Below are 23,979 nucleotides of genomic sequence, written 5' to 3' on the forward strand. Positions count from 1 at the left end.
CTTGCTCAAAACAATGCGAATCATTCGCATGCTTTTCGTGCGCGGGCAATTTAGTGTGGGATATGTGAAAAAAACGTCAAATACATCATTAATCAATGTCGTTTGTATTTAGATTGAGTAACGCAGGGGGGCAGTTTGAACGACAGAGCTGTTTGAGTTCAAACGATATCGTCGACGAGGCTCACTGATTTCACGTGAGTAGTGCTGGAAAGGATCGAGAGGCCCGGCGGGCCTCTCGATCCTTTTTCATTTGGCGGGGGTGTTGGGGATGAAGGCGACGCTGGCGTCCGAGCGGGGATGCATCAGTCGTTCACCGTTGTCTGGTTGCGTGACGACGGCCTGATGGTCGACAGTCAAGTAGTTCAACGGCAGCTGATCGCCACGTTTGTAGTGCGCCACAATGATGGTGCGCTGCGGGTCCCACTGCTGACCGCTGGTCTTTTCCAGCCACGCCATGAACTGCGCGCTGTTGCCTTCACGGGGGAAGTCCTGGGTATCAGGCACGTAGTAGAAAGGCGCACCGTCGTTTTGCAGATAGATCGGGACTTTGTTGTCGACCTCGACCATCACCATCCGCCATTGATTCCACGGTGCGATCAGGCTGGCTTGAGCCTTGACGTCCTTGCCGAACTGCACGACGCCGCCACCACCGTTGCTCCAGGGCACGATAATCCCGAGTATCAGCAACAGCAGGACGGTCGTGATGCCAAAGCCGATCTTCAGCCCGCGTCCTTCGACTTTGCCGGCAGCCCGCCGTTGTTCCATGCGTTGGGTGACCCACCAGGCCGCCAGCAGCTGGGCAAACGGCACCAGCGGCAAGACGTAATAACTGCGTCGGCTACCGCTGGCGGTGAAGAACAGGAACAGCAAGCCCAGACCCCAGATCAACCAGCGGGCATTGGGTTCGAGCGTACGCCAGTTGCGAGCCGCGACCCACAGCCCAAACACCCAGAACGGTGCCCATGGCAAGGTGTAGACCGGTAGGTAAATCAGATAAGTATAAATCGGCCCGATGTGGTCGAACGGCTGGAAAAACCGCACCACGTTTTCCCGGAAGACCAGTCCCAAACCACTCTCGGCGGAGGTGGGTGCGCCGTAGATATTCGACAACACGAACGGCACCGCGTAGACCACGCCGCCAACCAGCAGGGCGACGCATAGACGCAGGTTGAGGTGACGTTTCCAGCGGCCGTCCTGCAGCAGATGGGGCAGCAGCACCAGCCCTGGCAGGATGAAACCGATCAGGCCTTTGAACAGCGAGGTCACCGACAGTAGCAGGAAGAACACGCAGTAGCGACCGAGTCGTGTGTCGTCCGGCCCGCGCCAATACCACCAGATCGCCGCCAGCACACCGCACACCGTCAGAATGTCAGCCGTCGCGACCCGCGCCCAAAAGACGAAGTAGAAGGTGGTTGCCAGCATCCAGCCGGCGATCAGGCCGGTGCCTTTGCGAAACAGCTGCTCGCCGATCAGGTAGACCAGCCAGACACTCAGCCAGGCTGAAATCACCGAAGTCAGGCGCAAGGACCAGTGGCCAAGGCCGCCGGTGAACCAGGTGGTGGCGGTAATCAACCAGTAGGAGGGCAGTGGCTTGTCGTAATAGGAGCCGCCCATGAGGTACGGGTCGAAGTAGTTACCGCTTTGCAGCATCTGCAACGTGATGTTCGCCCAGCGTGTTTCCGGGCCCCAGAGTTCCCGTGTGCCCAGCCCCAACAACAGGAGAAGCGCTGAAACCCCAAGCAGGATCAGCAGCGCGCGTGTTTCGGTTTCCCGCGACTTCATATGGTGTTTCCCGTAGGTCCGACCGCCAGCCGCAGGATTGCTCCATGCTAATGGACGCCGCGACCTGCGCGCCGGGGTCAGAAAGTGCAAATCATCTGCTTGCCGGGTGACGATATGGATATCGCACCCGGCAAACCAGTGCATCAGGAAGGATCAGGGTTGTTGCGGGAAGATCAGGATCTCCAGCTCGCCCCGCTTGTAATGCTTGCCATCGATCGGCAGCAGCAAGACTTCCTGCTCTTCCAGGGCATTTTTCACACGCATGACCACACCCACCGAACCCTTTTTACGGGCGTCGGTCATCCACTGCTGGACACTGTTCATGTCGATTTTGCGGTGTTCTGCCTCAGGGTAAGCCGCGCCATACTGCAGTTCACCGACGGTGTTGTACAGGTCAACTTGCGGGCGTTTCAGGCGCCAGGACAATGCCGAGGCCGCACCCAAGTCGTTACTCAGCAACGAAGTGGTCTCGCTCAACTCCTGAACATGCTCGGCGATGAACTGGTCAGGCATTTTGCTGTTGACGATTGTGGCGGGCATGGCGGCCGGCAACAAGGCGACCAGTAGCCAGATGCCCAGCGCCGGGGCGGCCCAATAGACCAGCGGCCGAAGGGCTTGCAGGGCGTTGGCGATGATCCAGCCGGCCAGCACGATGAAGCCCAGCGACATCGGGAACATTTCGGTGTTTTCGAAGATCGACTTGGTGATCTGCAGGTAGATCAGGACAATCAGGGCGATCGTCGCGATCGCCGCGTTGAGCAAGCCGTTGATGCGAATCGACCGGCCACGGGCCTCGCTCACCAGATCGATCAACGTGTTGGCCATCAGCAAGGCCAGCGGTAGCAGGCACGGCATGATGTAGGTTGGCAGCTTGCCCCTGCTCAGGCTGAAAAACACCAGCGGCAGGAGCATCCACAACAGCAGGAAGCCAGTACTGTTCTGAGTCTTGTTTTTCCAGGCCTGAACCAGTGTCGATGGCAGCAGGGCTGCCCATGGCAGGCTCGAAACCACCATGATCGGCAGGAAGAACCACCACGGCCGGGTGTGCTGGGCATCGTCGGCGGCGAACCGGCGAATGTGCTCTTGCCAGAAGAAGTACCGCCAGAAATCGGGTTCCTGGCTGTGGATCGACAGCACCCACGGCAGGCTGACAACGATGGCGACGACCATCGCCACCGGACCATAGCGCAGCAACTCACCAAAGCGCTTTTGCCAGATCATGTAAGGCAGTGCGATCAACACCGGCAACAGCCAGGCGAGAAAGCCCTTGGTCAGGAAGCCCATGCCGCAGGCGAGGCCCAGCAGGGCCCAGGCGCCGAGCTTGCCGCGTGGGGTTTTGTTATCCAGGGCAAACCACAGGGCAACCAGACTCAGGTTGACCCAAAAGGTGAATTGCGGATCGAGGTTGGAGTAACCGGCCTGGCCGGCGATCAGGCCGAAGCTCATGTAGAGCAGGGCGGCAGCGAAACTCTTGCGGGGATCGTTCCACAAGCGACGGGCGATCAAATAAGCCAGCCACACACTCAGCCCGGTGCTGATTGCCGAGGCAATACGCACGCCAAACAGGTTCTCGCCAAAGATCGCCTGACCGATGGCGATCATCCAGTAACCGGCAATGGGCTTCTCAAAGTAGCGGAAACCCATGAAGTGCGGAGACACCCAGTCACCGCTCAGCAACATTTCCTGGCTGATCTGCGCGTAACGGGGCTCATCGGGAATCCATAACCCGTGGCCCATCATCGGCAACAGGTAGAACAGGCCGAAGGCCAACAACAGGCAGGGTAAAGCCCAGCGTTTGATCATTTTACTCGTGCTCCCTGCGACTTCATGCGACGGTTCGGATTGCTGCGTGAGCAATCAGTAAAGTGATGCGTGACGAGTATGATTTTTCGCTTCATGAGACGGCCTTGATACCGGAAGACATTGCTCGGTTTTTAGTGTTTTGGTTATGACGTTCGGTGCTGCGCAGGCCTTTTTCAACAAAGGGCGCGCTGGGGCATGGACATCGCTGTAGCGACGATCCGGCCGTATTATTCGACAAAAGAAAAAAGTCGACGCATGACATTAAAAAATAAAGTTATTCAACTTGTTTCAAGCGCACGCAGACGCTGACGAACTGCCGTAGTGGCGACTCTTTGAGTTCGTTAACCGCGTCTGCGTGCACCCGCCAGAATCATTATTTGCTGGCGAATCGTTTATCCAGCACGGTTGGCCAGTCCTGGGAGTTCACAATGCCAAGGACTTTCAACTGCCCGTCAGCGGTAACCGAGACGAACAGGGCGCTGGTGTACTCACTGGTGGGGGCATGCTTGAAGCCGGTTTGTTTCTCGAAGTCACTGATGCAGCCGCTGTGGGTGACCAAGACCAGATTGCGATGCGCCGTTTTGTGTGCGACGACATCGTCACGCATGGCTTTGCCGCACTGGGCCAGCCATTCCTGATGCGTCGCCTCTTTACCGAACATGTATTGCGCGGTTTGCATCGTGCGGGTCGCCGGGCTGCTGAACACATCCGCATGGTCCATGCCCAGGGCGTTGAATCCTTTGCCCACCTCTGTCGATGCCGCGCTGCCTACCTGGGTAATACCATCGGCGGGGCCCAGGCAAGGATTTTTCGACTGGTCGCAACGTTCGGCGTGCCGAACCAGCACCACCACGTCCCCAGCCTGCCAGTGTTCAAATACACCAGCAGTTGCCATGTGATTTCCTTCTGCCAGTATCGCAGGAGAGTGGGGCCACAAGACGAAACCGGTGACCAGTGCAGCCACGATCACCGCCGACGCGGCGAGGGTCACTTTCATGAAGCGGTTCTTGATCGCCCGTTTAGGCGAGTCCTTGGGCATTGCAGAATTAACCACGCCTGTCACCTGTAAATAGTATTGGGACGAAGAATTTAGACATCGTTCAAGCAGGCAGCTTAGTCAGTACATAAAAAACGCGAGCATTGAAGGTCGATTTATGCCGGCATAATTTAGGGGCAGGCAGGTGGGGGATAAGTGAAACGAATGTGAAAATTTTGCGGGAATTCTTAACCTTCCCTTAATGAAGGCTAATTAGTTGATTTTAAGTGCATTACCAACCATGGGAGCCGCCTCGCCGGAACCGTGAGTGTGGTTGCCGGGGAGGCGGCAAGTGCCCGCTCAGGCGCAATGGTTTCAAGTCGCTTCGTGGGGCGGTTTCCCCAGCAGATCTATTCTGCAACCCGGGCCGGCGTCGTAAACCGCCAGTTTCATGTCGTGTAACCGCGCCACCGCCGAGACCATGCTCAAGCCCAATCCGTTGCCGGGGGTGTGACGACTCAGCTCTGAACGGTAGAGCCGGCGAAATACCGCCTCGCGCTCGGCTTCCGGAATGCCCGGACCATTGTCGGTTACCTGAATACCGACGCCTGCTCCATCAGCAATAACCCTGAGACTGACGCTGCTATGGTCAGGAGAGAACTTGATCGCGTTATCCAACAGATTGCAGCACGCATCGAACAGCAATTGGGCATCACCGGCGATCAGCGCTGACTCCGTGCTGGCATGGAACGCCAGGCTGATGCCGCGCTCCTCGGCCAACGGCTCATAGAGTTCGGCGGCATCGGCGCCAATCAGGTTCAGATCGACCGGTGCAAAGTGGCTGCGTCGCGCACTGTCCTCAATCTCCGATATGCGCAGCAAGGCACGGAACGTCATCAACAAGCCCTTGGCCTCGGCCAGAGCCGAGTCAATGCTGGCGGCATATTCGTCCTCGCGCAGACCTCGACGCTGCGCGCGCTCAAGGCCCGCGATCAGCCGGGTCAAGGGCGTGCGAAGATCGTGGGCAATGTCGTCGCAGACACCCTTGACCTCGCTCATCAAGCGTTCCAGCTCATCCAGCATGCTGTTGACGACGTGGGCAAGGCGGTCGATGTCATCGTTGTTGCCCAGCGTTGGTAAGCGGCCACTCAAGTCACCCTCGATAATGCCTTTGATCGAGTTGCTCAATTTGTCGAGCCGGCGCCGCGCCGAGTAGCCCAGTCCAATCGCGCCTAACAGGCCGACCACCAGCAGCAGGACCCCACCGGAAATCAGTGCATGGACCAAAAGTTCGTCGAACTCGCGGATATCGTGCATGTCCTGGGCGACCAGCAGCGTTTTGCCGTCTTCCAGGCGATGGGCGATAAACCGCACCGGGCGATAGTGGTCGTTGGTTTTCTCCCAGTCGAATTCGGTGGGCTGATCGTATTCGCTGAACGCCGGCAGTTGATGGATGGCGCCAGCAATGAACCGGTCATTTTCATCAAACAAGGAATGGGGCAGGCGGCCTTCGATATCCGAACTGGCGTGTTTGCGGATTTCCTCTTCACGCAGCTGCGGAGATTGCTGGCTGCGACTCTCTACCTGACGATAGAGCGCGGTGTCGGCCTCGGTCTTCAGGTAAAACGCGGTCTGCCAGTAGATGTAACCAAACAGCGCCAAAAACGAGCAACCGAACAGTCCCAGAAACATCAGGCCCGTGCGAAAGCTGATGGTGCGCGGAATCTCACTCAGGTGAACGGAGAACATAACCGGCCCCCCGAATGGTGTGGATCATCTGCGCTTCGCCTTCGGCGTCGATCTTGCGACGTAGGCGACCGATATGCACTTCGATGACATTGGTGCGCTCGTCATAGCTGTAATTCCATACGGCCTCAAACAACATAGTGCGCGTGACCACCTGTTCGGCGTTGCGCATCAGGTGCTCCAGCAGCGCGTATTCACGCGGAACCAGGTCTATGGTTCGATCGCCACGGCGCACACTGCGCCGTAACAGGTCGACGTGCAGGTTGCCGACGCGCAGCTGATTGTCCGGCTCGCGGGTGGTGGGTTCGGCACGGCGACGGCTCAAGGCGTCCAGCCGAGCGGTAAGCTCAATGAATTCGAAAGGCTTGGTCAGGTAATCGTCGCCACCGGCGCGCAAGCCTCGAACACGCTCATCGAGTGCGCTCAGGGCACTGAGGATCAACACCGGCGTGCTCACACTCGCCGCTCGCAAGGCGGTCAATACACCCAGCCCATCGATGCCGCCCGGCAGCATCCGGTCGAGTACGATCAGGTCGAAGGGCTCGCTGAGGGCTTTGAGCAAACCGTCACGGCCGTTGTTCACGCAGGTGACGGTAAAGCCGTGGTCCTGCAGGGCTGCTTCAATTTCGCGAGCGGTGGAGTTGTCGTCTTCGACGACCAGAACGTGGGTCATGGGAGTTGAACCGGCCACTTGAACGAGTGAGAGATGGCATAGTGTGTCAAATCCAGGCAGACGCCAACGTCGCCGCCAGATAAATAAAAGTTTAGTTTTTGTTAAGAGAGGAAGCTCCTTGCGCATTCTAGTCGTTGAAGACGATGCCCAGACCGCGACCTACCTGTTGCGTGGGCTGACGGAAAGCGGGCACGTGGTGGATGTCGCCGAAGAAGGCAACGATGGCCTGGCCATGGCCCTGGAAGGTATTCATGACGCGTTGATTGTCGACCGACGCTTGCCGGGGCTCGACGGCATCGCGCTGGTGCGGGCAATACGCAGTCGCGGCTTGCGTATTCCGGTGTTGATGCTCAGTGCTCAGTCCACCACCGCGCAAAAGGTCGAAGGCTTGCAAGCCGGTTGCGACGATTACCTGGCCAAACCCTATGCCTTCGCCGAGGTGCTGGCGCGACTCGAGGCCTTGCTGCGCGGCGCCGATCAACCAAGCGCCACCGGGCGCAAGCTGGAAGTCGGCGAGCTCGAACTCGACTGCGCGACGCGTACGGCGGTGCGTCAGGGCCGCAGCATTGTCTTGCAACAGCGTGAAGCGTTGCTGCTGGAGAAACTCATGCGCCACAGTGGCCAGGTGGTGACCCGCGACATGCTGCTCGACAGTGCCTGGGATTATGCTTTCGATCCGAATGACAATGTCATCGACAAACATATCCATCGTCTGCGGCGCAAACTTGATGAAGGATTCGAGTATTCGTTGATCAAGACCATTCCGGGCGCGGGTTACAGCTTTCAGGCCGGCCCCGAGCCTGATTAAACAAAAGTTTACCTACAGGCGAACGCTCTGCTAGGCGCTGTTGGCTATCTTCGGCTGATTCGTGGACTTGCTCCACAAACGTTTCAGCCGGAGATCGCGTGCCAATGCCAGTTGCAACCTCACCGAGGCGTAACTTTTTATCAATATCGGTGCTGCTGGGCATATTAATGCTCGGTGGCTGCTCGATGGTGCCCGCTTACCATCAACCGGAGTTGCCGCTGGCGGCAAACTGGAATGGCGCCGAGCAAACGTCCGCCGCACGAGGAGGGCAGTGGTGGAGCGAATTCCACAGCGCTGAACTGAATAACCTGATCGCCCGCGGCCTCTCGGCCAATTACACCCTTAAAGCCGCGGCCAGCCGCATTGAAGAAGCACGGGCTTCGGCTCAGGTCGTCGGCGCAGGTCAATACCCGACGCTGGCATTGGGCGGCAATGTCCAGCGTCAGAACAACTACGGCACCACCAAGAAAAGCAGCGTGTTCGCTCAAGCGACCTACGAGCTGGACTTCTGGGGCAAACAGCGCGCCGCCGCCGATTCCGCCGATGCGTTGGCCAATGCCAGTGTGTTCGATGCGCAAACTCTGCGCATGAGCCTGGGGGCGAGCATTGCCGACAGCTACTTCCAGGTCTTGTCACTGGAAGAACGGCTGCGCCTGGCCCAGTCGATCGCCGACGACGCCAAGCAGGTACTCGATCTGGTCGAAGTCCAGGCCAGCCAAGGCGCCGTGTCCAATCTTGAAGTGGCGCAGCAACGCAACGCCCTGCAAACCTTCCAGGCCGCGATGCCACCTTTGCGTCAGCAGCGCGATCTGGCGCTTTACCAATTGGCGGTACTGGTGGGCGAGACGCCGCAAGGTTTCCACCTGCAAAGCTCTGGTCTTGACGATTTGCAGGTCCCACGTCCGTCCGCTGGCCTGCCGATCGGCCTGCTGCGTCAGCGACCCGACGTGCAAGCGGCTGAAGCGCGACTGGTCTCGGCCAACTTCGATGTTGGGGTTGCCCGTGCGGCGTTCTTGCCGAACCTGTCGCTGGACCTGCTCGGCGGCATCGACACTATTGCAGGCGGCAGTATCTGGAGCGTCATCGGCACATTGGCCCAACCGGTGTTCACCGGTGGTCAGCTCAGCGGCCAGCTGCACGTTGATCAGGCCCACGCGCAGGAACTGACCGCCAGTTACCGCGAATCGGTGATCGAGGCGCTGCAAGACGTCGAAACCCAACTGAGCGCCACCCGCGAACTGGATAAAAGCTATGCCCTGAATCAGGCCGCGGTGGACTCCGCCCGCGAGGCCGCCAGGCTGGCGCAGGTTCGTTATCGGCTGGGCTCCACCGACTTTCAGACCTTGCTGATCGTCGAGCGCACCCAGTATCAGGCTGAAGACACGCTGTTGCAGGTGCGCTTGCAACACTTGCAAGCCTCCGTCGGTTTGTTTCGGGCGCTGGGCGGTGACTTCACGCCCGACACCCTCGCTTCCCTTTCTCCTTCCCAGGCGTCTCACCCATGAATGCTAAGCCACGCGTTGCGAACCCTCGCCATCGAGCACTTTCCTGGGCGCTGCTGATCCTCCTGTTGGGCGCCGGTTTCGGTGGTTTTCAGTGGATCAAACGGGCCCAGGCTGCGCCCACCAAGGCCGAAGCCACGGCCGTGCCGGTGCAACTGACGCAAGTCAGCCAACAGGACCTGCCGATCTGGCTCAGTGCAATCGGCAACGTCCAGCCGCTCAACAGCGTCAATGTGCGGGTTCGGGTGGATGGCGAGTTGCAGAAAGTCCTGTTCAAGGAAGGCCAGACGGTGAACGCCGGCAGTCTGCTGGCGGTGATCGATCCTCGGGTTTATCAGGCGCAAGTGGCTCAGGCACAAGCCCTGGTGGCCAAGGATCAGGCACAGCTGGCCAACCTGCGGGTCAATCTGGACCGGGCCAGCAAACTGGCGGCCGCCAAGGCCGGGCCGACCCAGGATGTCGATACCTATCGCGCCGAACTGGCAGCGCAACAGGCCACGGTTCAGGCTGACCAGGCGGCACTGGATAACGCGCGCCTGCAACTGGAGTTCACTCAGGTCAAAGCGCCGCTGACCGGGCGCACCGGCCAGCGCTTGCTGGATGTCGGCGCCATCGCCCATGGCGCGGAAGCCACGGGTCTGGTGACGATTACCCAGATGAACCCGATTTCGGTGGCTTTCGCTGTCTCGCAGGATGAACTCCCACAGATACTTGAAGAAAACGCTAAGGGGGCCTTGCAAGTGGTCGCCATGACCCGCGATGGCAATCAGGAAATCGCTCGCGGCCGTCTGAGCTTCATCGACAGCCAGGTCGCCGCGGCCAGCGGTCAGATCCAGTTGAAGGCCGAGTTCGACAACAGTGCCAGTCAGCTGTGGCCTGGCGAACTGGTCAGCGCACGCTTGTTGGTCAACACTCGTCAGGATGTCACGGTAGTGCCAGTCAACGCCGTGCAGTTCGGCCGTCAAGGTAACTTTGTCTATGTAGTCGGCTCCGATCAACGAGTGCAGACACGTCAGGTCGATGCAGCCGCTGTGGTCGATGGCAAACAATGGATTCGTCAGGGACTGGCTGCCGGAGAAACGGTCGTGGTCCAAGGCCAGTCACGCATCGCGCCGGGCGTCAAAGTCGCGCCGATCAAGGCTGACGAAGCCGCCGCGCTGGCTGCTGCCACACCGGTGGAGAGTGCACGATGAACGGACTCGCCGGACTGATTCAACGACGCGTCGGCCTGAGCCTGTTGGCGCTTGGGGTCATGCTGCTGGGCGCTTTCGCTTACTTCCAATTGCCGGTGGCACCACTGCCCACCGTTGATTTTCCTACCATCCAGGTCACCGCCAAACTCTCCGGAGCCAGCGCCGAGACCATGGCTTCATCAGTGGCGACGCCACTCGAAAGAGCCTTTGCCGCTGTTCCGCAAGTCACCTCGATGACCTCATCGAGCGCGGCCGGCAAGACCCAGGTTGTGTTGCAGTTCGACCTGTCACGGAACATCGACGGTGCCGCCCAGGATGTGCAGACCGCGATCAACACCGCGACTCCGAACTTGCCGAAAACCATGACCAGCACGCCGACCTTCAACAAGGTCAACCCGGCGGAAGGTACGGTGTTGTCGCTGGCCGTGACGTCGCCGACGCGCACGCTGCCGGAACTCGACCGTTACGCGGACAACTACATTGCCCAACGTTTGTCGCAGATGCCCGGCGTGGGACTGGTGGATTTCCATGGTGAACAAAAACCGGCGGTGCGTATTCAGATCGACCCGGATGCGCTGGCCGCACGTGGCCTGAGCCTGGAAGACGTGCGCAGCGTGATTGGCGTCAGTACCGTGGATCAGCCCAAGGGCACCCTTGACGGGCAGACCCGTTCCGTCACGCTCGGCGCGACCGACCAGATGCTCGACCCGCAGCATTATCGGGATCAGGTGATCGCCTATAAAAACGGCATGCCGATCAAACTCGGCGACCTCGGCCGGGTGATCGCCGGTGCCGAAGATACCCAGCAAGCCGCACAGTTGGGCGGTGAGCCGACGGTGATCGTCGACATTCACAAACAACCGGGTTTCAACCTGCTGTCGACCATCGCCACGATCAAGGCGAAGCTGCCCGAACTGACCGCGTCATTGCCGCGTGATGTGCAGGTCCAGGTGGTGGGCGACCGCACCCAGACCATCGAAGCCTCGGTCAACGACATGCAGTTCACCTTGCTGCTGTCGATTGCCCTGGTGGTCGTGGTGATCTTCGTGTTTCTGCGCAAGGCCACTGCCACCCTGATCCCCAGCCTGACCATTCCGCTGTCGCTGGTGTCAACTTTCGGCGTCATGTATTTGCTGGGCTACAGCCTCGACAACCTGTCGATCATGGGCCTGGCCATTGCCGTCGGCTTTGTGGTGGACGATGCCATCGTGGTGATGGAAAACATCGTGCGCCATCTGGAAATGGGCAAGTCACGCCTGCAATCGGCGGTCGATGGCTTGCGCGAAGTGGCGTTCACCATTGTCTCGATGACGGTGTCGCTGATCGCGGTGTTTTTGCCGATCCTGTTGATGTCAGGGATCGTCGGGCGCCTGATGCGCGAATTCGCGGTCACGGTCAGCGTGGCGATCATCATGTCGTGCATCGTCTCGCTGACCATCACCCCGATGCTCTGTGCCTGGCTGCTCAAACCCCATGCCGAGAGCGAGGAGGGGCGTTTCGCCCAGGCCTGCGAGCGGGCGTTCACTGGCTTGCACAACGGCTATCGCCGCAGCCTCGACTGGGTCCTTGACCATCAGCGTCTGACCCTCGGCGTGGCACTGGCCACATTGCTGGCGACAGCGGTGTTGTACGTGAGTATTCCCAAGGGCTTCTTCCCGCAGCAGGATAACGGCCTGATCCAGGGCGTGGCCGAAGCCGCTGCCGATATCTCGCCGATGGCCATGCGTGAACAGGTCAACCGTGTCGCCGAAGTCGTTGGTCATGACCCGGCGGTGGCCAAGGTGTATTTCTGGATCGGCCCGAACCCGACGGTCAGCCAGGGCAAGGTGATGATCAACCTCAAGCCGTTCAGCGAGCGCACCGACAGTGCCCGCGAGGTGATCAGCCGCTTGCAGCCGGCCCTCGATCAGCTGTCCGGGGTCAAGGTCTACCTGCAGGCTAACCAGGACATCCAGATCGGTGGCCGCGCCAGTAAAACCCAGTATCAGTACACCCTTCAGGACCCGGACAGCGCAGAGCTGGATCACTGGAGCGGGGTGTTGCTGGAAAAACTCAAGACCTTGCCGCAACTGCAACACGTGACCTCTGACCAGCAGCAGGCGATTCCACAGGCGACGCTGGTGATCGACCGTGCCACGGCGGCGCGTCTGGGCGTGACGGTGCAGTCCATCGACGACGTGCTGTACGACGCCTTCGGGCAGCGTCAGGTTGCGACGATGTTCACCCAACTCGACCAGAACCATGTGATTCTCGAACTGGACCCGCACTGGCAGACGTCCACCGCCACGCTGGAGCATTTGTACGTTCGCGCAAGCTCCGGAACCCTGGTGCCACTGAATCTGTTGGCGAGCATCAAGACCGAGCAGGTGCCGATCATCATCAACCACCAAGGGGTGTTTCCGGCCATTACCCTGTCGTTTGACCTGGCGCCCGGCCAAGCCCTGAGCGATGCGGTTAGCGCCATCAACCAAGCGTCCCTGGCAGTGGCGATGCCTGACTCTGTTGTCGGCAGTTTTCAGGGCACCGCCCAGGCGTTCCAGGACTCGCTCAAATCCCAGCCCTGGCTGATTCTGGCGGCGATTCTGACCGTCTACATCGTGCTCGGCGTGCTCTACGAGAATGCGATTCACCCATTGACGATCATCTCGACCCTGCCGTCCGCCGGGTTCGGCGCACTGCTGGCACTGATGCTGTGTGGACAGGACCTGTCGGTACTTGGGATGATCGGCATTATTTTGCTGATCGGTATCGTCAAGAAGAACGCGATCATGATCGTTGACTTCACGCTGTCGGCCCAGCAACGTGGCCTGTCCGCCAGAGACGCCGTGCGCGAAGGGTGCCTGTTGCGGCTGCGGCCAATCCTGATGACGTCACTGGCAGCGTTGCTCGGTGCGGTGCCCCTGGCGTTCGGCCACGGTGCCGGCTCGGAGCTTCGCCAACCACTGGGCATCGCCATCGTCGGTGGCCTGGCGGTATCGCAGATCCTGACTTTGTACACCACACCGGTCGTCTACCTTTGGTTTGAGCGTCGGCGGCGCAGTCAAAAACTCGTCGCGCAGGACATCAAGGTGTGAAACCGGCATTCGAACACTGGAAAAACATGGACTCCAAACAGAGCCTGACGAAAAGGATTGTGATTGTTTTCGCACTGATGACTGCGTTTGTCGCGGGAGTCTTTGCGGTCGGCATTGTCGTGACCGTGCACGTCGTTGAAGGAAAGCTCACCACTACCAGTCTGGGCGGTGGGCTGCAACGTTTGCTGCTGATGGACAATACCGATGACTGGACCCACCGACCGGAGAAAGACGAGCTTTTTTTCTTTGAGGGCGGGCTGGGCGAAATGGCCCCGGACGAGCAGCTCAAGGCGCTGCACCCGGGCTTTCAGGAACTTGTCTTTGACGGCGAGGACTACTACGCCATGGTGCGGGTGGTCGACGGTCGCCAATACATCCTGATGAAAGATCAGCGAAGCCACGAACAACGTGAACGGGTGTTGTACGCGGTAGTGATTGTCGGTTTCGTGTTGAGCATCCTGCTGGCAGTTCTGCTGGGTTGGCTGCTGGCCCGACGCGTCATGGCGCCGGTGATCCGTCTGGCGCGCCAGGTGCGTCACCGCGACCAGTTACTGGAACTCGCACCACCGCTGGCACCCGAGTACGCCGTCGACGAGGTCGGCGAACTGGCGGTTTCCTTTGATCAAACCCTGGGTCGACTGCGTGATGCACTGGGCCGGGAAAAACTCTTTACCAGCGATGTGAGCCACGAGTTACGGACCCCGTTGATGGTGCTCGCCAGTTCGTGTGAGCTGTTGCTGAGCAATCGTGCCCTGGATCAGCGCTCCATGGCTCAGGTCAGCCGCATTGCCAGGGCCAGCGATGAAATGCGGCAACTGGTCGATACGTTCCTGATGCTGGCGCGTGACCGGGACAACGACTCCGGCAATGGTGCCAGCGCGTCGTTGAAAGAGGTCGCCGATGCTCTGGCGGAGATATGGGGCAGGCTGATCCGGGAGAAAGGCCTGGAGTTCATCTACGTCAACGAGCAAGCCTCAAACATTTACTACAACCTGACGTTCCTGCAATCGGTAATGGGCAACCTGCTGCGCAATGCCTGGCACTACACTGATCACGGCTTCATTCGCCTGACCCTGCGTGATCATGGCTTCAGCGTGGAAGACAGCGGGATCGGCATCCCGGAAGAAAAACGCCATGCGATGTTCCAACCCTTTGTCAGGGGCGACGAACACCGGGGCGAAGGGCTGGGCCTGGGGCTGTCGCTGGTTCAGCGGATCTGCACCAATCAGAGCTGGCGAGTGGAACTCACCACCTGCGAACCCCACGGCTGCCATTTCGCCGTGGACCTGACAGAGCGTCAGGAGCAAGTCCTGCTCTGACGGATGCGGTGCAGGACAGTTGCTACGGGATAGCCATGCACCGCATTTCAATTTATGTCCGTTGGTCGGTTTACCTGACAGGCCTGTCGATTTGAGCTTCAGTGGATCGACTAATCGGTAATTCAATGACGCATTTCAACGAGGAGAGTGATCATGTCTTATGTCGATGGCTTTGTTGCCGCTGTACCCACCACCAACCGCGATAAATTCAAGCACCACGCCGAGTTCATGGCCGCCATTTTCAAAGAGAACGGCGCATTGAGCGTCACCGAATGCTGGGGGGACGACGTGCCCGAAGGCAAGGTGACCTCGTTCCCGATGGCGGTGAAACTCAAGGAAGGCGAGACCGTGGTTTTCTCGTGGATCATCTGGCCGGATCGCAAAACACGCGATGCCGGCATGCAAAAGTTCATGGACGACCCGCGAGTCCGTTCGGAGGGCAACTCAATGCCCTTCGATGGTCAGCGGATGATCTTCGGCGGCTTCGAGATGATCGTGAACGTGTGAGGTTCGCGTGAGCCGGGGGGGGGGCGAGCAACGACGCAGCCCCGTTCCTATTCCTGAACGGTGATCCTGCAGCTCTTGCGATTGCGGATCTCGTTATCCGTCGGCCGCTCTTTGACAAACTCAAAGCGCGGTTCGCCCTCGTTGTACGTGACCAGCCAACCCCACTCCAGTTCAGACTCATCCTGCCCAGGTTTGGGCGGCGCAGCCCACCATGGCTCTTTGCTGACAATCTGGCGCATACCTCCCTCCACATGGTTTGGGTCGCTTCAACTATAACGTGGATGGCCCGGGGTGCCAGATTGCGTTGGGCGAGGGAGCAGATCACCTCTCGCATTAAGCAGCGTTTTCGCTACCCTGTGCTTGCCCCGCCTTATAACCGACGCCAGCCCGAAGCGCGTGACGAAGCCTGAGAGCTGGCCGTTCGACGTAGTAGTACGAGACGCCGCTCAATACAAATGACATCACCAAAACCGCCGTGACGATGTGTGCGCCGTATTCAACAGGCCAGAAGGCACGGAGGAAGTACATCACGACGAAGTGATTCAGAAACACACCGTAGCTGATATTGCCAAAGAACTCGTCAACGCGGTGGAACTTGAGCTTGGTCAGCAGGAACACAGCCGGAATGCCCAGGGCTATGCCGGCGGTCACTTCGGCATTGAAGGGCAAGCGCAGGACGACCCCCGTCATGATTGCCAGAAACAGAAGCACGGCGACAAGAGCAGTGCCAGCGGCGATCACCCGTCCCTTAGCCTGCGCCTTGTACATGTAGCTGCCGCACAGGAAGATGAACAGGACGCCCGGCAGCAGCCGATAGCCGTACACATCGGTGTTGATCGCTCCGAAGCACGCGGCCACAAATACCGTGACGGAAAGGGCAAACGCGAGGTCTCGGCCCTTGAAGATTATCAGGAACGGAATCACCAGATAAAAGCACATTTCGAGCCCCAGCGACCAGGCAGGTGGCAGGATCTCGGGCACGGTGATGCCGTACATGTAGAACCCCAGCGGGACGATCGGAAGGCTTGTAACGATGTTTTTTGCGGTCAGCGCTGCCGCTTGGGGAGTGCCTGGCAACAGGAAATAGATCACCGCGCATGAGGCGACAAAGTACAAAAGAAACTGCGGGTAAAGCCTCAAGGCCCGGTCCACATAAAACAGGCGGATCTTCTCAGGCGTGTTGTAGTTCCTCTCGATGAGCGAGGTCATTACAAAGCCGCTGATGATCAAGAATGAAATCACCGCAATCACACCGGGGTTCAGCCCCGCAACGGTTTTGCCCATATGAGAAATGGCCACCAGGATGGCCAGCAACAGTCGATAAGATCCCACTCACACCCCCGGAACGCCCTTGTTATCAGGGGGCGTAAAGTACGTTGCTTTACCCTCGGCGAACAGACCTTTTCTGTAGGCGCTGGCGAAGCCTGCGATCTTTTTATCTTCATGGTGTCTCAGCCGCCGCCAAGATTGCAGCCTGTGGCAACACCGGTTATGTGGTGTGAGCAATGCGGGGAGTTGAAGAAAATCCTGTACGGCAAAGGCGTCAATCTCATCGGTCAGACGGTGAAATTTCTGGGCGAAACTATGAGAGACGCGTAAGCGTCGACAGCCGATTCGGTCATCCTCAACGATTTCGCCTTGCTGTGTGCGATTCCGCTACGCGATGGCTGTGATTTGCTGGATGTGCTCGGGCGGCGGTTGCCAGAGCCCGTTTCGGATTCAGTTAAATAGCGTGTTCGATGCGGTCTGTCGTCTTCTCAATCCTGCGACATACTTTTCACGAATCGCTCACATACGGGAGCGCAGATTGAGCTGACAAAAGGATTTGACCCCATCAAACAGAAAGCCCGCCATGCGCGGGCTTTTTGTTGTTCGTCTGTTAATGCCTCGACCTGGGCAGCGGTTGCCGGTACCAGAAGCAGATAACGCGGGTGAGATCAACAAATCGCAGGCTTCGCCAACCCAGCGAGCCTCAATTGCGCCGGCTTGGTGGCTTCTGGTCCTGGACTGTCTCGACTCTCCATTGCGCGGCGGCGAGTCTGGAGGTAAAGAAATCGGCCAAGGCGCTTACCTTCGCTGGCCGTGCACGAGCCGTGGGGGTTACGAAATAAAGCCCCCCTTCAGGCAAGCGCCAATCGGTCAACAGCGGCTCAAGCTGCTTGTCGCGCAAATACTGTGCTGCGATGAACTCGGGGATCTCCGTGATGGCCTGTCCGGCAAGGACGGTGGGTAACAATGCCTCCACGCTCGTTGCCCGCAACCCGCCGACGGGCACGACAGTGCATTCCTCTGCGCTCTTTGTGTGAGTAAAGCGCCAGACGTCACGTCTATTCCTGTTGATGTAACTCAGGCACTGGTGAGCCCCCAGCTCGTTCGGGTGCTGGGGGCGACCGTAGCGAGACAGATAGTCAGGGGACGCCACCACGAACCGGCGCACGGGTGCAATGAGGCGTGCGACGAGTGACGAATCTTCCATGACAGCGATGCGCAGGGCGGCGTCAAAGCCCTCGCCAATCAAGTCAGCTTGCGCGTCCGCAGAATGAAGATCGATGGAAATGTCCGGATAGGTTCGAAAGAACTCGGGCAGCAACGGGGCGACCCAGCGCGCGCCAAAGGAGAGCGGCACTGCGAGCTTTACGAGACCACGTGGTCGACTCGATGTCTCACGTGCGAAATCTTCAGCCTCCTCGGCCTCCGCGTAGATTTTTGCCGCTCGATCGGCGAGCGAGCGGCCATAGTCCGTAAGCGCAAGTCGTCGGGAGGTACGGTTGAACAATCGACCTCCCAACCGCTCTTCAAGGCGGGTAACGGCCCGCGAGACCGTAGCCACCGAGACACCCATGGCTGCCGCCGCCGCCGCAAATGAACCTTCTTCGGCGACCTTCCCGAACATCGCGAGCCCTTCGAAATCTGGCAGCTTGGACATAGCATTCCTGCAACGATGGTTTTCATTCATTTCTATTTAGAAAAATAGCGCACGGTCATAGATTTGTCTCACCCAACTTCCTCCGACGCAGCTTGCATCGCGGTACGGAGCTCTTCGTCGATGGAGGGCCGGCCCAAGTCTGACGACTGGGCTGTGCGGCTGGTTCGTCAGTTAAATGAAAGAGGATATGACCATGCTTGAAGTGTTTGCATTTGCCACGCCCAACAGCCTCAAGGTCTCCATTGCGCTGGAGGAGTTGGGGCTGGACTATCGGCTCGTCCCCGTCAATTTGCGTCAGGGGGAACAGAAGAGCGAAGCCTTCCGAGCCTTGAATCCCAACGCCAAAGTGCCTGTTCTTATTGACCGTTCCTCCGAGTCAGGCGTCGACGATTTAGTGCTCGGCGAGTCCGCCGCCATCCTGGTTTACCTCGCAGAGAAAACCGGGCAATTGCTTGCGAAGGATGGCATTCATCGCGGCAAGGTATTCGAACAACTCTTCTTCCACGCGTCCGGCCTGAGTCCCGCGTTCTTGCAGGCGTTCTTGGTCAACCTGCAGTCGTCCCCGCAAGCTGAAGCCCAAGCGCGTGCTTTATCGGAAGTCGATCGAGTTCTGGGGGTGCTTGAGCACAATCTTGAGCAGCGTCCTTATGTTGCTGGCGAGACGTACAGCATTGCCGATATCGCACATTTCGGGTGGGTGTGGCGTCACCAGGCAATCGGCGCCTCTCTCGCCAAGTTCCCGTTCGTGACTCGCTGGTACGAAGACGTCTCGGAGCGACCCGCAGTCGTTACGGCCATCAACAAGACTTTGGCGCTTGCTCAATAGAGTCGGGTCAACAGTCAATGACTAAGGAGAAGAATCATGAGTACTCGCATCAATGAACTGCTGCTTCGCAATCTTCAGGAGGTCTTCGGTGAAGGCGATGCCTCCCGTCGTCGTGAAGCCATCATGGAGCTGTATACAGAGGATTGCATGATCTATGTGCCTCCGGGCGTGTTCGTCGGGTACGACGCACTTGATAAATTTGCCGGAGATCTTCGCGCGATGCACCCACACTTCGTGTACACCCCGCACAGTAAGCCGCAGGCGCTCCACAATGCCGGTCGCCTGGCGCGGGGCTCTGGTCCGCGCGGTGAGTCACCCGATTACACGGGTTGGGATGTGATCATCGTTCGCGATGGGAAGATAGCTGCGCTCTATGTATTTCTCGATACCGATCCCACCTGAAACAACCGAGTGCTCTTGCTTGGCTCCACCGGGACGGCGAGCGAGAGTACTTCCTCCATGAAAGCGGAAGAGGGTGGGGGCGTTGTCCGCTGCTGATGCTTACATCGCCTTCCGCGTCTCTGGCATTGCGACGAGCTTTAATCTTTTTCGATTTAAGAAAAGGATTATCGGGTAGCCGCTGTCTCGGTCGAAAAGTTCCAAGAGTGTTTGAAGGAAACAAAGAGCCGAGACAAGCACACGTTCACCACCACAGGTCTTCTTGTCGATGAGCGCTTGAGGAAGACGAAATGACCGATCAAGAGTTGTTTGCTGAGTACACTACTCGATATACAAATATCTTGTGCCCTTTGGCCAAGCGACTTGCCGAGCATATACAGGACACCCTCAATGGTGTGGCGCGAGTCGACCGAGTTTCGGCTCGTGCGAAAACCCCGAACCGTTTTTTCGCAAAGGCAAGCAGGGTACTGAACGAAGACTCGCCAAAATATGAGCATCGGAGCTGATTCTTTTCATTACACCGACGTTGGTTCCAGCGGTTGAGGTCGCTCAAGTCATGTAATGCCGATGAGTTAATAGAACTGATGGTTATAACTAAACTAAATGGTTATTTAGTTTAGTTATAATTTTTCGAGATATAAAAAGAGAGCAGGGAACAGCTAATAGGTTCCCTGCAACTCAATCACTTACCGAAAAGACGCTCATGAACCCAACCGTTGTTGGTCAGAATCATGGCTCGGGTTTCCTTGATGGGAGTCTTCTCGCTGGCAACCACTGGTGCCAGGCCACGAATGGTAGCTACGACCGTCTCGTTACGAGCCCAATCCGGTAGATCATGGATCTTATAGGAGTAAGTCACCCGAGAGATCTTCTGACCCATCATATCGCCAGGCTCGCTAAATTGATCAACACTGACAACCTGAGCCTTACCCACACAGAGGCCGCCTGCGGTGGTTCCGTTCATGAGTTTTTGCGCGTTGTTCTTGTAGAACTTGCGACCTTCATCAGTTAGATCGAACGAGTAACGAATGTCGGTTCGTTGTTCTTGCCAGAGGCTCTTGGGAATCTCTTTGCGAGACAATTCGACTTCTTTGATGATGCCGACCTGGGCCAGAGCATGCAGGGCCTTGTTGTTGCCGGTAATGTCAAAGTCCTTGGTTTCAGTCGGGAACTCAGTGACCACGAAGCACTGAGGGTACTGAGTGTCCAAATAAGTCTGAGCAGCTTTTTCGAAGTTTTCTTCGTTGGCTTTTTTGGGATCGGAGCAGCCGGTCAGCGCTGCGAGCAGAATTGTCAGAGATACAATCTTCCTGTCCATCACGTTACGTCCTTGATTGCTGAATGCGAACGCCATCCGACTGAATAGCCATCAAATGCCGGAGTCGGATTAGATGCGATCAGCCGTGAGCAACGCAACTAGAAGTCTGCAGAACGGGACTCAGGCAGTGCCAGGCTTCAAATCTGACCACCCGAGCCCCCCACGTAAGGATACGAAGGTACGCATAATGTATATTATGTTAAATGATGTGTCAGGTTGACTATACTCAGTGTTGTTCATTAGCGCACCGAACTAATTCTCAGAATTCAGTGTACGTAAAACTCCAAACTGGTGGCACCGCCACTGATTCTGAATTTTACTTCCCGCGTTTTCACTTCGAATCAAGGTCGCATCACTCGAGATGCGCCAGTCTGGACGTGCACCTAACGCCATCCTGTTGCCAGCCGTCATACGCCGACAACCAGCCATCCTTTATCCTTCAGAACGCACGTTGCTTGCTGCTCTGGGCTCTGATTGTGGATCGAAAACCGATCCTGGATCTGCGGCGCTCCGATGCCGACTACATCCTGAAAATATGTGAAAAAATATGTGAAGAAAGCTCTAGCTAAAAATCACTGACGTGCTTGTTCTAGAGCGGCCAGCTTGGTTAAGAAAAATGTGTAGTCTCGACCCTTTTTCGGCGGATGTTGCACCGTTTCTAAACGTGAGCACAAGCTGGCGGGCGGCTGAGACGATAAAGGATCTCTCCTCATGTACTTACCATATGGCCCAAAGATCTGTGGCTTCTGCCAAGATCGGCGTGAGAGGCGAGTACGTCGAGCGCTATCTCATGAGGTATCGCCATTTCCTACAGCTCTCTTTCCTGCCCTCGCCACAGGGAAAACGCCACTGATTACCAAACTGAAAGGTCGTGGTGGGCTGTGGATCGAGCGGCTCGATACCGAACCAGGACACTTACTAAGTGTTGGACCCGACAGCAGGACTGCGTGAGCCTCCCGCCAACCGTCCGGTGGGCTCCTGATCAATCACAAGTGGTGTAATCGCATCGAAAAATCGATGTGCTGCTTTTTTTGAACGATTTGCCAATAAGCGATTAGCTTCACCTTCAAATTGCGCCTGCAAAGCCCACTTAGGGTCTTTGATTTTACGTCTTCCTTTCATCATGGCCTCTGGCACATCGATGGGAGTAATCGAGTCGTTTTCATAGTGAACGTGGTGCAGTGACGACAGCCATGGAGTATTGAGAGCAACGACTACTGAGACTCCACTGCTTTCTCAGAAAGATTTACCGCATTCACCATACGAGTAATGACGGTCGACAGCCACGTCTGGTGGGCAACCAACTCAGGGTCATCGCCGCCGTCTGCACTGGATACTTCGTAGAGGGATCGCCACTCTAGGATATCTGATGGCTCGACTTTGGCGCTGTCTCTAAAAACAGCATTTGACGCCAGGCGGTACGCGTATGTATCCACGCCTGGCGCATCTGCGCTGAAAAGTTTAACTCGCGCAAAATCAATGACGGCTTCAGCGATCCATCGCGAAGTGCCGTTCAGTTCAGGAGAAATAGCTAACTGGACACCCACGATAGCTTTATCTGAATCAGGACGATCCATTTCATGAAAGAGATCAATCAGATCTTGGCCTGAGAAACGTTTGACTATCCCTACCCCCTCCTCCGGCTGAGCAACGTTAGCTACGGCTACAAGTACTATCGTTGAAGGGCTGTGCTCGCCACTCGTCGTCGATGGTTGACGGGCATTATTCTGAAGTGCAGACATAAAGCTCTCTAAAAAATGAACACTATAGATTGTAGCTCTATAGAGTTCAAAAAGGCTTCATCGTTCCTTTTGTGGATAAGCAAAATGGAACTCAGGGAAGCATTTGCCATTGCGTTACGTAATTCGCGGGTTCGCCATGGCTTGACCCAAGAAGATTTCGGAATCGTCAGCAGCAGGACATACCTAAGCACGCTTGAGCGAGGACTCAAAAACGTGACCTTAGAGAAGGCATCCGAGCTCGCCCAAAGGATGGATGTGCATCCCCTCACCCTCCTCGTTGAGAGCTTTTTGCTCCTCGATCCAGATACGGATTTGGATTCACTGTTTGAGCGTATCCGCCGCGAGAGCAATACGGGAAAAAACGGCTGATTGAAGGATCGGCGGTTGTGTTTGGAGCTGTTGCTGGGCGTTGTCCGGTACCTCGTACTGAGTCAGGTATCTCGACCTGAGCAAGTGTGCCAACCAGATAGGCGACTGGTTCCCGGCGATATGCCACCTACCGTTGACCAGCCTCTCTCAACGTCCTGTGTGATATCTGCAAATTGCTAAAGCGCCACAGAATTAAAATGCCAACCCTTCTGCTACCTGAATCAGCATCTCCTCAACCAAGTGGGTGCCCTGGATGGTGGAAAGCATCGCAATAGGGCTTTTTCCCGAAAAGCGATCCTTGGACTTGGATAGCCAGTGCTTGGCCTTTTCATCATCCCCGAAGAGCGTCTGGGCCATGGCGATGATGTGTGCAACACGGAACAGGCGATCGCTCTCCTCCACCGTTAGTTGCTGGCCGCGCGCCGACCTCGTTTTGAGCTTTTTGAGCTTTTTGAGCTTTTTGAGCGAAATTATCTGGTCGCGCTCAAGCGAGCTTATTCTGCCAAGGTCGAAAAGGGCTTTGACACTACTAACCGAGAAACCCGCCTCGATCAGTTCGTGGATGTCCTGATCTGAAGCGTCCGTTGGGATGTGGAGAAGTGCTTCCAGCCGTACCCTGTAGGCACCATAGGCATTATCGTGCAGAACTTCCGCAAACATAGGGGTACCCTCTTGATTCGGCATGTACCTTAAAGTGTTCGGCAAATTTCGCATTGTATGGTGGTTAATATGCGCGCACCGCCTGTAGCTGTCTTACCGGATCCCAAGCACTCGGCGACGCTTGAGCTTTGCTCCACCACGGCATCCCTTTAGAGATCCATATTTTTCGCAAGTCGGCGTGAGCTGATGCTGATCTGCCTGGAATCTATACTGATCCAGATGTCATCGAGCCTTTACAAGGTCCGAGTCCTCCATCCACCATGGATAGCCCTTCTCATTCAAAGAATTGCCGAGGGTGAAAACCTCTATGTCCCTGTTATCTTTCGGCATCGAACGGGCTGTCGGCGACCAGGTAC

At 57.4% G+C, this 23,979-nt stretch carries 20 protein-coding genes; 9 read left to right on the plus strand and 11 right to left on the minus strand.

Features of this window, described 5'->3' with window-relative positions:
• Positions 1-246 precede the first annotated feature (246 nt).
• The 5 genes from ACIPIN_RS00405 to ACIPIN_RS00425 form a co-directional block, all read right to left on the minus strand.
• Positions 247-1,782 carry an ArnT family glycosyltransferase gene (locus tag ACIPIN_RS00405; RefSeq protein WP_401113757.1) on the minus strand — a complete coding sequence of 512 codons (1,536 nt, stop codon included), beginning with the start codon at positions 1,780-1,782 and terminating at the stop codon, positions 247-249.
• Positions 1,783-1,935: 153 nt separating this feature from the next.
• On the minus strand, positions 1,936-3,585 hold the full coding sequence (arnT, locus tag ACIPIN_RS00410; protein WP_401113759.1) for a lipid IV(A) 4-amino-4-deoxy-L-arabinosyltransferase: 1,650 nt from the start codon (positions 3,583-3,585) through the stop codon (positions 1,936-1,938).
• 373 nt (positions 3,586-3,958) lie between these two features.
• Positions 3,959-4,639: a histidine phosphatase family protein gene (locus tag ACIPIN_RS00415; protein ID WP_401113761.1), complete on the minus strand. Its 681-nt coding sequence runs from the start codon at positions 4,637-4,639 to the stop codon at positions 3,959-3,961.
• Between the two features lie 297 nt (positions 4,640-4,936).
• A complete protein-coding gene (locus ACIPIN_RS00420) occupies positions 4,937-6,310 on the minus strand; it encodes an ATP-binding protein (protein WP_401113764.1) in 1,374 nt (457 codons plus the stop codon).
• Entirely contained in the window at positions 6,288-6,980 is a 693-nt protein-coding gene (locus tag ACIPIN_RS00425) for a response regulator transcription factor (protein WP_401113767.1), read from the minus strand. Before ACIPIN_RS00425 ends, ACIPIN_RS00420 begins: the two co-directional genes overlap by 23 nt.
• A 118-nt stretch (positions 6,981-7,098) precedes the next feature.
• Between ACIPIN_RS00425 and ACIPIN_RS00430 the strand changes: the two genes are divergently transcribed.
• From ACIPIN_RS00430 to ACIPIN_RS00455, 6 genes are all read left to right on the plus strand, one after another.
• Complete coding sequence (locus tag ACIPIN_RS00430) at positions 7,099-7,788, plus strand: response regulator transcription factor (RefSeq protein ID WP_401113770.1); 690 nt, start codon at positions 7,099-7,101, stop codon at positions 7,786-7,788.
• A 167-nt stretch (positions 7,789-7,955) separates the two neighbouring features.
• Positions 7,956-9,293, plus strand: a complete 1,338-nt coding sequence (locus tag ACIPIN_RS00435) for an efflux transporter outer membrane subunit (protein ID WP_401114679.1) — start codon at positions 7,956-7,958, stop codon at positions 9,291-9,293.
• Positions 9,290-10,483 (plus strand): efflux RND transporter periplasmic adaptor subunit, encoded by a 1,194-nt coding sequence (locus tag ACIPIN_RS00440; protein ID WP_401113773.1) that lies wholly within the window; start codon positions 9,290-9,292, stop codon positions 10,481-10,483. The genes ACIPIN_RS00435 and ACIPIN_RS00440 overlap by 4 nt, the downstream gene beginning before the upstream one ends.
• Positions 10,480-13,557, plus strand: coding sequence for an efflux RND transporter permease subunit (locus ACIPIN_RS00445; protein ID WP_401113777.1), 3,078 nt, complete (start codon positions 10,480-10,482; stop codon positions 13,555-13,557). Before ACIPIN_RS00440 ends, ACIPIN_RS00445 begins: the two co-directional genes overlap by 4 nt.
• Positions 13,558-13,583: 26 nt before the next feature.
• On the plus strand, positions 13,584-14,876 hold the full coding sequence (locus tag ACIPIN_RS00450) for a sensor histidine kinase (protein ID WP_401114682.1): 1,293 nt from the start codon (positions 13,584-13,586) through the stop codon (positions 14,874-14,876).
• Positions 14,877-15,029: 153 nt separating this feature from the next.
• Positions 15,030-15,383, plus strand: a complete 354-nt coding sequence (locus ACIPIN_RS00455; protein ID WP_401113780.1) for a DUF1428 domain-containing protein — start codon at positions 15,030-15,032, stop codon at positions 15,381-15,383.
• A gap of 47 nt (positions 15,384-15,430) precedes the next feature.
• Here the strand turns inward: ACIPIN_RS00455 and ACIPIN_RS00460 are convergent, their stop codons facing one another.
• The 3 genes from ACIPIN_RS00460 to ACIPIN_RS00470 all read right to left on the minus strand — a co-directional run bounded on the left by ACIPIN_RS00460 (position 15,431) and on the right by ACIPIN_RS00470 (position 18,309).
• The gene (locus tag ACIPIN_RS00460; RefSeq protein ID WP_401113783.1) at positions 15,431-15,622 is read right to left on the minus strand and encodes a hypothetical protein; all 192 of its coding nucleotides are present in this window, start codon (positions 15,620-15,622) and stop codon (positions 15,431-15,433) included.
• Positions 15,623-15,716: 94 nt separating this feature from the next.
• On the minus strand, positions 15,717-16,715 hold the full coding sequence (locus ACIPIN_RS00465; protein WP_401113785.1) for an acyltransferase family protein: 999 nt from the start codon (positions 16,713-16,715) through the stop codon (positions 15,717-15,719).
• A gap of 640 nt (positions 16,716-17,355) precedes the next feature.
• Entirely contained in the window at positions 17,356-18,309 is a 954-nt protein-coding gene (locus ACIPIN_RS00470) for a LysR substrate-binding domain-containing protein (protein WP_401113788.1), read from the minus strand.
• A 193-nt stretch (positions 18,310-18,502) separates the two neighbouring features.
• On the opposite strand from ACIPIN_RS00470, the gene ACIPIN_RS00475 reads away from it, so the two are divergent.
• Both ACIPIN_RS00475 and ACIPIN_RS00480 read left to right on the plus strand, forming a co-directional pair.
• Positions 18,503-19,135 carry a glutathione S-transferase family protein gene (locus ACIPIN_RS00475; protein WP_401113791.1) on the plus strand — a complete coding sequence of 211 codons (633 nt, stop codon included), beginning with the start codon at positions 18,503-18,505 and terminating at the stop codon, positions 19,133-19,135.
• A 36-nt stretch (positions 19,136-19,171) separates the two neighbouring features.
• Positions 19,172-19,537: a nuclear transport factor 2 family protein gene (locus ACIPIN_RS00480; protein WP_401113793.1), complete on the plus strand. Its 366-nt coding sequence runs from the start codon at positions 19,172-19,174 to the stop codon at positions 19,535-19,537.
• Positions 19,538-20,216: 679 nt separating this feature from the next.
• Here the strand turns inward: ACIPIN_RS00480 and ACIPIN_RS00485 are convergent.
• Complete coding sequence (locus tag ACIPIN_RS00485) at positions 20,217-20,852, minus strand: hypothetical protein (protein ID WP_401113796.1); 636 nt, start codon at positions 20,850-20,852, stop codon at positions 20,217-20,219.
• Positions 20,853-22,066: 1,214 nt separating this feature from the next.
• Positions 22,067-22,594: a hypothetical protein gene (locus tag ACIPIN_RS00490; protein WP_401113799.1), complete on the minus strand. Its 528-nt coding sequence runs from the start codon at positions 22,592-22,594 to the stop codon at positions 22,067-22,069.
• An 84-nt stretch (positions 22,595-22,678) separates the two neighbouring features.
• On the opposite strand from ACIPIN_RS00490, the gene ACIPIN_RS00495 reads away from it, so the two are divergent.
• Positions 22,679-22,963: a helix-turn-helix domain-containing protein gene (locus ACIPIN_RS00495; protein ID WP_401113802.1), complete on the plus strand. Its 285-nt coding sequence runs from the start codon at positions 22,679-22,681 to the stop codon at positions 22,961-22,963.
• Positions 22,964-23,155: 192 nt separating this feature from the next.
• Here the strand turns inward: ACIPIN_RS00495 and ACIPIN_RS00500 are convergent, their stop codons facing one another.
• Positions 23,156-23,623 (minus strand): antitoxin Xre/MbcA/ParS toxin-binding domain-containing protein, encoded by a 468-nt coding sequence (locus tag ACIPIN_RS00500; RefSeq protein WP_401113805.1) that lies wholly within the window; start codon positions 23,621-23,623, stop codon positions 23,156-23,158.
• Positions 23,624-23,979: the final 356 nt, after the last annotated feature.

Origin of the sequence: Pseudomonas sp. NPDC087697, assembly GCF_044743155.1 — a bacterium.
Taxonomy (GTDB): Bacteria; Pseudomonadota; Gammaproteobacteria; order Pseudomonadales; family Pseudomonadaceae; genus Aquipseudomonas.